13 protein-coding genes are annotated in these 14,376 nt (G+C 30.7%); 8 read left to right on the top strand and 5 right to left on the bottom strand.

Annotation, left to right across the window (positions count from 1 at the left end; translation table 11 throughout):
• Positions 1 to 434: 434 nt before the first annotated feature.
• The 6 genes from WHD08_RS15845 to WHD08_RS15820 all read left to right on the top strand — a co-directional run bounded on the left by WHD08_RS15845 (position 435) and on the right by WHD08_RS15820 (position 6,701).
• Positions 435 to 1,145: a DUF547 domain-containing protein gene (locus tag WHD08_RS15845; protein WP_208890111.1), complete on the top strand. Its 711-nt coding sequence runs from the start codon at positions 435 to 437 to the stop codon at positions 1,143 to 1,145.
• 250 nt (positions 1,146 to 1,395) lie between these two features.
• Positions 1,396 to 1,884, top strand: a complete 489-nt coding sequence (locus WHD08_RS15840; protein ID WP_208890112.1) for a rhodanese-like domain-containing protein — start codon at positions 1,396 to 1,398, stop codon at positions 1,882 to 1,884.
• A 224-nt stretch (positions 1,885 to 2,108) separates the two neighbouring features.
• Entirely contained in the window at positions 2,109 to 2,726 is a 618-nt protein-coding gene (locus tag WHD08_RS15835) for a TIGR04282 family arsenosugar biosynthesis glycosyltransferase (RefSeq protein ID WP_208890113.1), read from the top strand.
• Positions 2,727 to 2,785: 59 nt separating this feature from the next.
• Entirely contained in the window at positions 2,786 to 3,601 is an 816-nt protein-coding gene (locus WHD08_RS15830; protein WP_208890114.1) for a purine-nucleoside phosphorylase, read from the top strand.
• Positions 3,602 to 3,684: 83 nt separating this feature from the next.
• On the top strand, positions 3,685 to 4,569 hold the full coding sequence (locus WHD08_RS15825) for a sterol desaturase family protein (protein WP_208890115.1): 885 nt from the start codon (positions 3,685 to 3,687) through the stop codon (positions 4,567 to 4,569).
• Between the two features lie 38 nt (positions 4,570 to 4,607).
• Positions 4,608 to 6,701 carry a S46 family peptidase gene (locus WHD08_RS15820; protein ID WP_208890122.1) on the top strand — a complete coding sequence of 698 codons (2,094 nt, stop codon included), beginning with the start codon at positions 4,608 to 4,610 and terminating at the stop codon, positions 6,699 to 6,701.
• Positions 6,702 to 6,952: 251 nt separating this feature from the next.
• On the opposite strand, the gene WHD08_RS15815 is transcribed toward WHD08_RS15820, so the two are convergent.
• The 5 genes from WHD08_RS15815 to WHD08_RS15795 all read right to left on the bottom strand — a co-directional run bounded on the left by WHD08_RS15815 (position 6,953) and on the right by WHD08_RS15795 (position 11,954).
• A complete protein-coding gene (locus WHD08_RS15815) occupies positions 6,953 to 7,684 on the bottom strand; it encodes a metallophosphoesterase family protein (RefSeq protein WP_208890124.1) in 732 nt (243 codons plus the stop codon).
• 324 nt (positions 7,685 to 8,008) lie between these two features.
• Complete coding sequence (locus tag WHD08_RS15810; protein ID WP_208890126.1) at positions 8,009 to 9,412, bottom strand: hypothetical protein; 1,404 nt, start codon at positions 9,410 to 9,412, stop codon at positions 8,009 to 8,011.
• A gap of 6 nt (positions 9,413 to 9,418) precedes the next feature.
• The gene (locus WHD08_RS15805; protein WP_208890128.1) at positions 9,419 to 10,252 is read right to left on the bottom strand and encodes a universal stress protein; all 834 of its coding nucleotides are present in this window, start codon (positions 10,250 to 10,252) and stop codon (positions 9,419 to 9,421) included.
• Between the two features lie 81 nt (positions 10,253 to 10,333).
• A complete protein-coding gene (locus WHD08_RS15800; protein ID WP_208890129.1) occupies positions 10,334 to 11,338 on the bottom strand; it encodes a glycoside hydrolase family 113 in 1,005 nt (334 codons plus the stop codon).
• Positions 11,339 to 11,525: 187 nt separating this feature from the next.
• Positions 11,526 to 11,954, bottom strand: coding sequence for an Lrp/AsnC family transcriptional regulator (locus tag WHD08_RS15795; RefSeq protein WP_165732465.1), 429 nt, complete (start codon positions 11,952 to 11,954; stop codon positions 11,526 to 11,528).
• 126 nt (positions 11,955 to 12,080) lie between these two features.
• Here WHD08_RS15795 and WHD08_RS15790 point away from each other — a divergent pair, with 126 nt between their 5' ends.
• Together WHD08_RS15790 and WHD08_RS15785 are read left to right on the top strand one after the other, a co-directional pair.
• Positions 12,081 to 12,797 (top strand): sulfite exporter TauE/SafE family protein, encoded by a 717-nt coding sequence (locus WHD08_RS15790; protein ID WP_165732463.1) that lies wholly within the window; start codon positions 12,081 to 12,083, stop codon positions 12,795 to 12,797.
• A 210-nt stretch (positions 12,798 to 13,007) separates the two neighbouring features.
• Positions 13,008 to 14,357: an NAD(P)/FAD-dependent oxidoreductase gene (locus tag WHD08_RS15785; protein WP_208890130.1), complete on the top strand. Its 1,350-nt coding sequence runs from the start codon at positions 13,008 to 13,010 to the stop codon at positions 14,355 to 14,357.
• Positions 14,358 to 14,376: the final 19 nt, after the last annotated feature.

The following is a 14,376-nucleotide window of genomic DNA, read 5'->3' as shown; positions in this document are numbered from 1 at the left end:
GAGCATCGTCGAAAGGCACTCACTTTTTTTATTTCGAAACAGCATAAAAAGAGCTCAAACATTAGTTTATACTGAGCGTAGTCGAAGTACTGCAATCGGGGCTAAACTTGTTTGCCAACTATTTGTAATCCTAAAACAGTAAATAGATTTATCTTTAATAAAATTTTAATGGTGATCAACTTTAAGAACTTCATTCAATGAGCAGATATCAAAAATTTAACCATTCTATATTGCAAAACCTCAAAGGTTTTAAAAACCTTTGAGGTTTATGAATTAGGTAGCTTTGTAGTTATCAATCTATACATATTTATATTTTTAATGTACTAAAAGAACTACTTTTAAAAATAATATCAAATAACTAAATTATCAACTATTATTATTATTTGTAATCAACTTAAAAATTTTTCGTCTATATAATTAGAAAACAAAAAACAATGAAAAAAATACTTTTAGTAATCGTCACTCTTTTTGCATTATCTAATACAAATGCGCAAACAGCAATATTTCACAATTTGTTACAAAATAATGTAACCAAAGACGGAGTTGTAGATTACAAATCACTGAAACAAGATCCTTCAGAATTAAATAGTTATATTTCTTATTTAGAAAAAACGACTCCAGATAATTCATGGTCAAAAAACAAACAAAAAGCCTTATGGATAAACGCCTACAATGCCTATACTCTTAAACTTATTTTAGACAATTATCCTTTAAAAAGCATTACAGATATCAAAGAAAACGGACTTATTGCTTGGAAAATACCGTTTGTTAAAGTTGGTGGAAAAACCTACACTTTAGATCATATAGAACATACCATTTTAAGAAAACAATTCTCAGATCCAAAAATACATGTTGGTGTAAATTGTGCTTCTGGTTCTTGTCCTAAATTAGGAAACAAAGCATTTACAGAAAAAAATGTAGAAGCAGAATTAACGCATTTAATGAAAGTTTTTGTAAACGATACTTCAAGAAATAAAATTACAGAAAACAACATTCAAATATCTTCTATTTTCGATTGGTTTAAAGAAGATTTTATCAAAAATGGTACAATTATCGATTTTTTAAACAAATATTCGGAAACTAAAATTAACCCAGAAGCAAAAATTAGTTATCTAAAATATGATTGGTCGTTAAACGGAAAATAGTATTTTTATTTTTCAAATAAACATCAAAAACGATTATGATGTTGCACATTAAATAGAATTTACAAGAATCATAAAACACAACAAAGAACTTGGAAACAGGTTCTTTGTCTATTCTAAAAAGGGTTTAACAATTGTATAAAACAAAAAAACTATAACTTTATAAATTAGTATAAGCCAACTAAGAATACTCTAAAAAAAATCGTTGTAGAAGTTAAGTTCAAATAACGTCTACCAAAGGAATAAATATATAATGAAGAAAATTTTAATTCTTTTTCTACTGATAACATCAACACTATCTGCACAAAAGAAGTTAGATAAATTGTTGAACAAATTCAACAAGAACAATGTTCCTTATATTTCTGTAGATACATTAGCAACTACAAAAACTTTTCTTTTAGACGCTAGAGAGCCAAAGGAATACAAGGTCAGTCATTTAGAAAATGCGATACTTGTTGGTTTTGATCATTTTAACATCAAGGAAACAATAGATAAATTACCTGAAAATAGAGATGCAAAAATTGTAGTGTATTGCTCTGTTGGTGTTCGTTCAGAAATTATCGCACATCAAATTATAGAAAAAGGCTATACAAATGTTTATAATCTTTTCGGAGGAATTTTTGAATGGAAAAATAACGGTTTTCAAGTAATAGATACCTTGGGTAACCCGACAGAGAAAGTCCACACTTATAATAAAGAATGGAGCAAATGGCTTACAAAAGGAGAGAAAGTGCATGAATAAGTTTGCAGTAGGCAGTTGCAGTTTGCAGTGATCACTGTTATGTTTTAAAAAATATAAAATTCTTACACATAGAAACATACAAAAATAAGTTTTCAGTAGACAGTTGCAGTTTTCAGTAATCACTCTTGTGTTTAAAATAAAAATATATTAAAAAAAAATTCTAACCACATTAAAACATAGTCTATCTTCCCTATACTTCTATGTGGTGAAAACTTGATACATTAATGGAAAATAAAATAAATAGTAAAAATTTATTATTAATCTTCACCAGAAACCCAGAGTTAGGCAAAGCAAAAACACGTTTAGCAAAAACGGTTGGTGATGAAAAAGCTTTAGAAATCTATAAATTTTTATTAGAAAAAACACGTAATATTTCCTCTGAAGTAACATCTGATAAAGCGGTTTATTATTCTGTAAAAATTAGAGAAAAAGATATTTGGGAGGCAAATAGCTATCAAAAACACCAACAAGTTGGAGAGGATTTAGGCATTAGAATGTTAAATGCTTTTAAAAACAGTTTTGATGCGGGGTATAAAAAAGTAATGATTATTGGTAGCGATTTATATGATTTAACATCAGAAAACATAGAAAATGCATTCCAACAATTAGACTCAAATGATGTGGTTTTAGGACCTGCAGAAGACGGGGGTTATTATCTTTTAGGAATGAATGCTTTACAAGAAAACATCTTTAAAAATAAAGACTGGGGAACGGCTTCAGTTAGAAAAGATACCTTAGCAGATTTACAAGATAAAGCAGTATTTTTGTTAGAGGAATTAAATGATGTTGATGTTTTTGAAGATATCGAGCATCATCCTGCATTTGCACAATTTTTACAATAACAAAATTATTCTGGACTGCGCTCGACCAGACAACAGATACTGAACTAAATTCAGCATACATGAAAAAACAACAATTACAAGAAACCATCGATTTTTTAAAATCAAATGGAATTACAAACCCAGAAATCGGAATTGTTTTAGGAACAGGATTAGGAAAGATAGTTAACGAAATTTCAATAGAAAAAGAAATTTCGTATTCAGATATTCCAAATTTTCCGGTAGCAACGGTAGAGTTTCATTCTGGTAAATTAATTTACGGAGAATTGTCTGGAAAAAAGGTACTTGTAATGGCTGGACGTTTTCACTTATACGAAGGCTACAATGCTTGGGAAGTAACATACGGAATTAGAACTATGCACGGTTTAGGTATTAAAAACCTACTAATCTCTAATGCTTCAGGAGCCATTAACTTATCATACAAAAAAGGAGATTTAATGCTGATTGAAGATCACATTAATTTACAAGGAAGTTCTCCTTTAGCTTTTCAAGGAGCCAATACTTTTGGAAATATCTTTGCAGATATGTTAGCGCCATATTCCGAAGAAATAAACACCAAAATTATAGCGGTTGCCAAAGAGCAAGGTATATTATTACACAAAGGTGTTTACACAAGTGTTTTAGGTCCGCAATTGGAAACTAGAGCAGAATATAGAATGTTGCAAATTTTAGAAACTGATGCCGTTGGTATGAGTACCGTTCCGGAAGTTATCGTTGCAAAACAACTCAACTTGCCTTGTGCGGCCATTTCTGTATTAACGGATGAATGTGATCCTAAAAATTTACAACCTGTAGATATTACAGAAATTATTGCTATTGCCGGTGAAGCTGAACCTAAAATGATTACGCTGTTTAAAGAGGTGATAAAAGTAATATAGTTTGATTTAAACAAAATTAGAGTACGTCAGACCTTTCAGGTTTCAAAAAACTGAAGGATCTATATTACCGACACAAAGAACCAATGAACAAATACATCGACATCATAAAAAGTTCCTATTCTGATTATTGGAATTACGTAAAACAATCTGTTTTAATGGATCTTAATTGGGAGAACTATTTCTACGGATTAATTATTATTTCTCTAGTTGTTTGGGGATTGGAAGCTATTTTTCCTTGGCGAAAAAACCAATCATTATTTAGAAAAGACTTTTGGCTAGATACCTTTTACATGTTTTTCAATTTCTTTATACTGAATTTAATTGTGCTCATCGCTTTATCTAATTCGGCAGCAGAGTTGTTTAATGATATTTTAGGAATTGTAGGTTTGTCAATTGCAAATTTTCAATTGTTAGAAATTAATAATCTCCCATTTTTTGCACGTATTTTCATCTTTTTTATTGTGGTTGATTTTGTACAATGGTGGACGCATAGACTATTACACACGTTCGAGTTTCTTTGGAATTTTCACAAAGTGCATCACTCTGTAAAAGAAATGGGCTTTGCTGCACATTTACGTTACCACTGGATGGAACCCGTAGTTTACAGTTCTTTAAAATACATTCCGTTGGCAATTATTGGTGGATTCTCTGCACAAGATGTTGCTATAGTTCACTTTTTTAACATTTTTATTGGGCACTTAAACCACGCAAACATTAATTGGGACTATGGTTGGTTAAAATACATTTTAAACAATCCGAAAATGCACATTTGGCATCACGTTAAAGTATTACCAGAAGACAGAAAAAATGGTGTAAACTTCGGAATTACATTAAGTATTTGGGATTATATTTTTAAAACAAACTACATTCCGTATTCTGGTAGAGATATCGAATTAGGTTTTGAAGGTGATGAGGAATTCCCTAAAAACTTCATCGAACAAGAACTATATCCTATAGTAAAAAAGTAACTCTTTTTGTATCTTTATCACTTTTTAAAAACAACTATATGAAATACATTAAAATTCTATTTTTATTCCTTTTTGTACAAGTTTCTGCGCAACAAGGTGGTATGTGGATTCCGTCTCTTTTAGAAGGAATGAACGAGCAAGAAATGACTTCTTTAGGAAGTAAATTAACAGCAAAAGACATTTACGATGTCAACAATTCTAGCTTAAAAGATGCTATTGGGCATTTTAATGGAGGCTGTACTAGTGAAATTATTTCTCCAAAAGGTTTAATTTTAACCAATCATCATTGTGGATTTGGTCAAATTCAATCTCATTCTACCTTAGAAAATGATTACCTAAAAGATGGTTTTTGGGCAATGAATTTAGAGCAAGAATTACCAAATCCTGGTTTATATATAGAGTTTATTGTACGTATAGAAGATGTTACAGACAGCGTTCTTGCAGGTGTAAATGACACTTTAACTGAAAGAGAAAAACAATCTATCATTACAAAAAATGGGAATGCTTTACAAAAAAAAATTACCAAAGAAGCTTGGCAACAAACTAAAATAAAATCCTTTTTTCAAGGAAATCAGTTCTTTTTATTTGTGACAGAGCGTTTTGATGATATTCGTTTAGTAGGTGCGCCTCCAACAAGTATTGGTAAATTTGGTAGCGACACAGACAACTGGGTTTTCCCTAGACATACTGGAGATTTTTCTATGTTCAGAATTTATGCAGATGCAAATAATCGCCCTGCAAAATACAGTAAAGACAACGTACCTTATACACCAAAACACTTTTTACCAATTTCTTTAGACGGTGTAGAAGAAGGAGATTTTACCTTAGTTTTTGGTTTTCCAGGAACTACAAATGAATACTTACCTGCTACTGCAATTAAGCATATTACTGAAGAATACAACCCAACAAATATTGCCATTAGGGAAGCTGCATTAAAGGTTATTGATGCAAAAATGAAAGAGAGTGATGAGGTTCGTATTAAATACGCTTCTAAACAAGCTGGAATTGCAAATTCTTGGAAAAAATGGATTGGAGAAAATTTAGGGATTAAGAAAAGTAACGCTGTAGAAAAAAGACAAGCTTTTGAAGCTACATTTACAAAAGCCTTGGCAGAAAAAAACTTAACGGAAAAATATGGAAATATCCTTCCTGAATTTGATCGTTTGTATAAAGAGTTTGCTCCTATCAACATCAAAAGAAGAAACTTTATTGAAGTCTTTTTAGTGACTAATGAGCTAATGAGTATGACTTTTAGAGCGTATCAGTTTGAGCAAAGTATTAATAAAGATCCAGCGTCTTTTGACAAAGCAAAAGCTGCTATAGAAAGCACTTTAAAAGGCATTCATAAAAATTATGATGTAGGTGTAGATAAAGGAGTATTCGAAAATGTAATGCCTTTTTATAACGAGAACGTTGATGCTAGTATTTATGAAAAAACAGCTTTTACAAATTTAGATACCGCTTTACAATTGTTTGATGGAAAGGCTAAAAAAGTGCTTAAAAACTTGAATAATGATGCTGCATATCAATATGCTAAACCAATGATTGCTGCTTTTTACAATGATCTGAATAGAGAGTATCAACTAAAAAATGAACCGATTGTAGCTTTGCAAAAAACCTACATGAAAGCATTGATGGAAGCATTGCCAAATGCGCGTTATTTTCCGGATGCAAACAGTACTTTACGTGTAACCTACGGACAAGTTAGAGGCTACGCACCAAGAGATGCTGTCTACTATAATCCTGTTAGTTATTTAGATGGAGTTATTGAAAAATATGTTCCTGGAGATTATGAATTTGATGTTCCAGAGAAATTACGTGAACTTCACAAAACTAAAAATTACGGACAGTATGCAGATAAAAATGGTAAAGTTCCTGTGTGCTTTTTAGGTACAAATCACACCACAGGTGGTAATTCTGGAAGTCCTGCAATAGATGCTGAAGGAAACTTAGTCGGTCTAAATTTTGATAGAGTTTGGGAAGGAACCATGAGTGATATGAACTACGATCCTGAAATTTGTAGAAACATTATGGTAGATATTAGATATGTATTATTTATTGTTGATAAATATGCTGGAGCGACTCATTTAATAGATGAAATGACCATCGTACATCCGAAGAAAGATAAATAATTAAAGTATATATTAAGTATTAAAAAAGGTTAAAGAAACATGAAAATAAATGTTTCTTTAACCTTTTTTTGTGTTGAAAATTCAGTGTATTTCTGTCACTAAATAGTAATGCCACATAGTAGGTTTCGAAGTTGTTCCTCTTTGAAATGACTTAATACATTAACACATTCTAAAAAAAAAGAACTGGAACTATGAGATTCCTCTTCGTTCCTCATTCGGAATGACAAGCTAAACCATAAGCAACATAAAAATTACTTATTTCTACCTGTTTCATTCGGGTACAAACTTGGTAAACTATCACTTTGTACAAACTCTTTGGTATAAATATTTAAACCAGTTACTTTCCCTCTAAAAGCTGCACCTGTATCTACATTCCAAACATTTGCAATGTTTATTGGGTTTGGTTCATTGTAGTTTGTTGTTGGCGTATGTCCAATATAAATTTCTTTATAGTGTTGTATTCTTTTTGGATAAAATAAAGAGTCTTTTTCGATTCTAGAGTCTAAAGCTAAAAGCATCTCCCACAAAGACCTATCTAAATAAAACAACTCTTTAAATTGCTCTTTTTCTACGCCATGTAAAGAAGTAAAACCAGCATGTAAAAACAATCTGTTTTCTGTATCTATATGATACAATGGTAAATTCTCGAAAAAAGTGAGGTGCTGTTTTTTTTCTTCAACAGAGAAACCTTCATAACTTTCCATGGTCTCTTTACCTCCGTGTAAAAACCAAATAGGATTTACATCATTTGCATCTTTTAACCAATTCTGACACCAAACATCATGATTTCCTTTGATAAAAACACAGTCGAATTTTTGAGACAACTCTAGTAAAAGCGCAACAACTTGTGCTGATTCACTCCAACCATCTACATAGTCTCCCATGAAAATAATTCTATCGCCATCTTTTAATTCTAGCTTATTTAAAACCTGAATTAATGCTTTTAATCCTCCATGAATATCTCCAATTGCAAAAGTTCTCATCTAAATTTGTTTTTGACAAAACTAAGTATTTTTATAAGAGAACAAGAATTGTAAGATTAAATTTAGATTACCAAACATTATTGTCGAATAAAAGACATAAGACCACTTCATTTTTAGAATCAAGAACCAAGACTTAGTTTCTACTACTTTACAAACACCCCGAACTTAAGCTAAAATTAGTTTGTCTTTTCTCAATAAAATTATTTCAAAAAACCAGGGTGTCATTTATAAAATACGTAAAACCACTTATTAAAAAAAGGATTAATCGGAAACTAATGATTACCGAACAAAAGTATTAACGTTTAGAAGCTTTTTCTAGAGAACCTACTCTACCGTAAAGGTTTCTTGAATCATCAGGTTTACCCAAAAATCATCACTTAAACCCATTACCGTAATTTTATAATCTTCATTTAAAATTAATGCTGCTGGTGTCTCTAAATTTATTTTTGAAGTAACGTTCGAAGTATCATAATATTGAAACATTTTATCCTCTGTAAAAGTACCTGATAACAAATCACTATCAGCATCCGTAATTATCTCTAGATATTCAACATTCTCTACATAAGAACCATCCGTCCAAGTAAATATCGGCATTAATGATTCCGAAGCATCTATGGTAAGATCCGTAAACCATTCTGTAGGCCTTGTTTGATTTTTAATTTTTACTGGATTAGAAATATGCAATGTTTCATCAATAACGTATGTAACAATACACCAACTTTCTGCATCATCTGTTCTATTGTACCTTCTTAGTTTTCCTCCATAAACAGCTTCATCTGTTAGCATTTTTCTTCTATAATTAGAAAAATCATTTTTACCTACCAAGGTATTGTCTGTTTCATAATATCTCATAGCAGAAGAACCTGTTAAGAAATCATAATAAATATAAGAAAGACTTTTAGAACCACTACTACTAGCTGCAAAAGCCAATGCACTTTCAATGGTTTTAGATGAATTTAAAGCTACATATTCTTCTAAATTTCTAGGAACAAATGTTTCTAAAATTACGGTATTTACCCAATAATCATCACTAATTGCCATCATAGTAAAAAGATATTCTGTATCTTCTACCAAATCGGCAGGAGATTGCGAAACATGTATAGAACTTTCTACATTAGAGGTATCAAAATATTGAAATATTTTATCTAAAGTATACGTACCTGAAATTAAAATATCATCTTCTACTTCAGAAATAGCTTCAAAATAAATTACATTATCACTCACTCCAAAATCTGACCAAGTGAATTTTGGATTTAAAGTTGTTGGATATTCTATAGTAACTTCATCCGTCCAACTTGTTGGGTTTGTTGCATTTTTTAAACGAATTGGGTTTGATTTATGTAATTCGCCATCTAACATGTAAGTAACAATGCACCAATTTTCTTCGGAACCAGACCTAGAAAAACGCTTCAATTCTCCTTCATAAACATTTGTTGCAGTTAGGTTCTGTCTTCTGTAATTAGAAAAATCTAATTGATCTACACTTAAGCTATCTGCTTCGTAATATCTAATATCTGTAGCTCCTTCTTCTGGTGCTGTATATATATACGTTGTACTAGTGTCTCCACTTGCACTTGCTGCATATGCAAAAACGTCTCCTAAATCTGTGTTTGATGAAGTATCTATATATTCCTGTAAATTTCTTGGAACAGTAATATCGTTATCTTCGGTACAAGAAAATAAAAAAAAGCAAACAAAAACTGTTCTCAAAAAATTTTTAATAGTCATATCTTTTTAAATTTTAATCGTAATAATTGGCAAGGTAGAATGATTTGCAATATCCTCGGCAATACTTCCTGCAAAAATATGAGATAATCCTTTTCTACCATGCGTAATTACAGAAATTAAATCTGCACCTAATGCATTCGAAAAATTTAGGATCCCTTTTTCTACAGTTCTATCGCAAACATAGTTTACATTAATCATTCTATGAACATCTCCCTCTGCTTTCAATAAAAAATTATTTGCCATTTTTTCCATTTCAGAAGTTGTTTTAAATTCTTCATTTGGTAAATTCACATATAAAATATGTTTTTGGGCATTTAAAAAGTCTAATGTTTTTAACATTCTTTGAAATCCAGGAATACTTTCTTCAGAAAAATCTGTAGCTACCACAATGTCTGAAAAATCTGCATTTACCATTTCATTTTTTATAACTAAAACCGGTAAGTTTGCAAATCGTACGACTTTTTCTGTATTAGAACCTACAAAAAATTCTTTTAGACCACTTGCTCCTTCAGATCCCATAATTATTAAATCTGCATTTAATTCTTTTGCAATGTCATTTATTTCACTAAAAACTTTAAATTGTTTTATTACAGGAATAAGTTTAACACCTTCTAAAAAATCTTTAACCAGAAAATCTTTAAACTTTTTTTCTGCTAATTTTAAGAAAAAAATTGCTTTTTCATGCTGATTATCTTCACTCTCCGTTAAAGAAATTTCTTGTAAATCTAACATGTGCAACGCGTAAACAGTTGCTTTGTATTTTTTTGCTAACAAAGCTGCCGTTTTTAAGGCATGCTCAGAATGTACAGAAAAATCTATGGGTACAATTATTTTTTTCATGGTAGTAGTAGTTTTTAGTTAATATGCTAATTTAAGCGCTAATGACCTAAATATATAGGACATTCGTCATATTTTAGAATGCTAATTTTCTTGATATAATTTTCTAATTGTTGCTTCTGCTGGTTTATTTTGTGGTGTAAATCTATTATCGTTGCTTCCACCAACTTTATCGTGTTTATGAAACCACTTCCAAATAAAACCACCTGCAAACCATTCTTCTTTCCAAAACTGATTATGGATTGCCTGTAAACCATTTACCTGAGCTTGCAAATTTACACTACCTTCTACCCTATTTGCGTCCCAAGGTTCTTTCCCTGTATAATCTACACTTCGGTAACCGAACTCTGTAAATAAAATGGGTTTCTTAAATTTCTCTTGAACTTGTAAAATTTCTTTTTTGTGAGGTTGCCAACTTAATTCGAACTCCTTAACAGAAGGTGTTTTTTTATCACTTAAAGGAAAATAAGCATCTACACCAATAAAGTCTAATTCATTCCAAAAAGGAATTCGTTTGTATTCATCCCAATTTGCAGCATAAGTTAGTTTCCCTTTGTAAACTTTTTTAATTTCTTTAACTAATTGATGCCAATATTCTGGTCTGTTCATTACAAACTTTTCTAATTCTGTACCAATACAAAATATGTCTGCATTAATTTCTTGTGCTGCTTTTGCATAGGTTAAGATAAAATCTGAATAAGAAACTTCTAATGCTTTCCAGTTTTCTTCAGAATCCATTTTTATATCACCTGTAAAAAAACCATGACCAACCCAAATTTGAGGTTTCACCATAATTTTTACATTCTTTTTCTGAAATTCTTCTGCATACTGCAATAAACCTCCTCTAGTTTCTCCAAACCATTGTCTGCTAGAATTAAAACCAACTTCAGGAAAAGAAAGGTCTCTAATAAATCCAAATGGCATTAATGCAACATAATTACTTTTCGCTTCTAAGACCGAATTTATATGTGTTTTATTTATTGTATCTCTTGAAGCAACAAAGCTTAATCCGTTTATTTTTTTCTGTTGACTATTGCATGATAACTGAATGAATATCAACAATAAAAAAAGGAGTTTATAGGTTTTCATATCGCCCGAAAATAGCTTTTTAATAAAACAATGCTCTTAAACCAATGTTAAAACTTTGTACCAATAGCATAAATATTCCGCATACTGATTTACTTTCTAATTTTTGTTTAATAATTGGCATATGTGGAGGATCTTAAATATTTCTTTAGAAAACAATCAAAATCATTAATTCATATTATTTTACCAACTACAAAACTTCTTCTTTTTTAAGTTCAGAAAGTATAAGATACGTACACGGACTACCATATTTAATAAGCTCGTCTATAAACTCTTGCAAATGTAATTGATCTCGAAGCGCTACACGCATATGAATATTATAAGGCCCCGTTATTCTAAAAACCTCTTGTACTTCTGGGTACGTAGTAATTTCTGATAAAATATAATTAAGCTTACCATCAAATATTTTTAACATTACAAATACCTCTAAGCCACTACCTAACATAGCGTGGTTTAATTTTATATTATATGCTTTTATAACTCCTAAATCTTCTAATTTCTGAACCCTTTCTCTTACAGAGGATGGTGAAAGTGCAATTTTTCTTCCTATTTCTGCAAATGAAGCCCTCGCATTCTTTTTTAATATTTCGATTATTTCCTTATCTATCTCACTAACCATTGATTCAAGTTTAATTCACTCAAAAATACATTTTTAAACTACATATATGGCGTTTAAACAAATTAATCCATTTTAGTTTTGAACCTCAATTAAATAATTTTACAGTAAATAAATAACTATTTCCTGATGAATATAACCGTCCTATTAATCTTAACAATTGGAATTTTTGTAGGATTTTACGTACAAACAGTAATTGGTTTTGCTGGATCTTTAATGGCATTACCTATTTTATTATTTGCGATAAAATTGCCAGATGCCATTGCGTATATCTCCATCTTCTATCTATTTTCTAGCATATTTTTAATTAGAAAAGAATATAAAAATATTGATAAAAAAATAATTTTAAAACTTGCAACCGCATCAATCATAGGAATTCTAACAGGTATTTTAGTACTCACTTTCTCCAACCCAATTGTACTAAAAAAAGCACTTGGAATTTTCATCTTATTTTATGTAGGATATGTATTATTTAGTAAAAAAAAGGTCATTTTAAACAACGGCGGCATTATTAGCTTTGGTGTTATGGCTGGATTTTTTTCCGGTGTTTTTTCTTCTGGAGGTCCGTTGCATGCTATTTGCATCGAAAATTCCGCAAAAAACATGAAAGTATTTAGAGCAACTATGATAGGAATTTCTGGTATTGTTTCTTTAACACGTGTTCCTGCTTTGGCAGTAAGTGGAATTTTAAATTTCAGCCATTTAAAGATGGCAGTATTAGTATTTCCTTTTTTTCTTTTTGCACAATTTTTAGGTAAACGAACTTTTACAAAAATTAATGAAAACGTGTTTAAAAAATCATTATTAGTTCTTTTATCCATTTCAGGAATTATGCTAATCTTTTAGTTAAGTATCTAAAAACAAGTAATACTAACCACAATTAATAAATACTTTCATCCATAAGATAACTATTTAAAAACTAAAATATTCTCCTTAATAACTTTCATATTGCATTCAACAAATACCGATTCCTTTATTTAAATCCATTCTAAATTAATCTATACAATTAAGTTCTTAACTTTAGCTTCGACTTAACCCTCAAGAATCAATCGCCCTATGAAACATATTGTAATAATCGGTAACGGAATTTCTGGAGTTACCACTGCGAGACATATCAGAAAAAATTCTGACCATAAAATAACAATCGTTTCCGCAGAAACTAAATATTTCTTTTCTAGAACCGCTCTTATGTATGTTTACATGGGACACATGAAGTTTGAACACACCCAACCTTATGAAAATTGGTTTTGGAAAAAAAATAGAATTGAGTTAAAAGAAGGATTAGTAAGTAAAGTACATACAGACAAAAAAGAATTGGAGTTTAGCGATGCTTCTACTCTTTCTTTTGACCAACTGATTATTGCAACAGGATCTAAACCAAATAAATTTGGATGGCCGGGTCAAGATCTAGAAGGTACATTGGGCATGTATCATAAACAAGATTTAGAAAAATTAGAAAAGTTTGCACCAGACAACAAAGCTTGTAAACGCGCCGTAATTGTTGGTGGTGGATTAATTGGTATTGAATTGGCAGAAATGTTAAGAAGCAGAAAAATTCCGGTTACCTTTTTAGTTCGCGAAGACAGTTTCTGGAACGGGGTTTTACCTGCACAAGAGTCGGAAATGATTAACAATCATATAAAAGAACATCATATAGATTTACGTTTAAGCACCAATTTAAAAGAGATTAAATCGGATGAAAACGGACGTGTAAAATCGATTATTATTGAAGAAACTGGCGAAGAAATTCCTTGTAACATAGTGGGTTTAACAGCTGGAGTAACACCTAATATAGATTTTCTAAAAGAATCTGGAATAGAATTAAGCCGAGGCGTAAAAGTAAATCGATTTTTAGAAACGAATATAAAAGATGTTTTTGCAATTGGAGATTGTGCAGAACAACACGAAGCTATTGGGCAACGTAGAAATATTGAAGCAGTTTGGTACACTGGTAGAATGATGGGCGAAACTTTAGCGCAAACAATTTGTGGTAATAAAACAGCGTATAAACCTGGACATTGGTTTAACTCTGCAAAATTTTTAGATATCGAATACCAAACCTATGGTTGGGTTTTTAGCGAAAGAGGTAAACAAGAAAACGAAGCCTATTTTCAATGGCAACATCCAACGGATCATAAATGTATTACCATTTCTTTTGATAAAAATACGCATCAATTTTTAGGGATAAATACTTTCGGAATTAGGATGCGCCATGAAATTTTTGACAAATGGTTAACCGAAAACCAATCTATAGAACATGTTTTAGAGTATTTAGCCGATGCTAATTTTGATCCAGAATTCTTTAAATTACATGAAGCTGAAATTTTAGCAAAATTCAATACAGAAAACAACACCAATATTCAACCAAAAAAGAAAAGTTGGAAACGTATTTTTTCTCTTAATTAAAGAAAGACGTTTAAAGAAA

The organism is Polaribacter sejongensis, assembly GCF_038024065.1.
GTDB classification, from domain to species: Bacteria; Bacteroidota; Bacteroidia; order Flavobacteriales; family Flavobacteriaceae; genus Polaribacter; species Polaribacter sejongensis.
The sequence above is the reverse complement of the archived record's forward strand: the minus strand, read 5'-3'. Positions and strand labels throughout refer to the sequence as shown.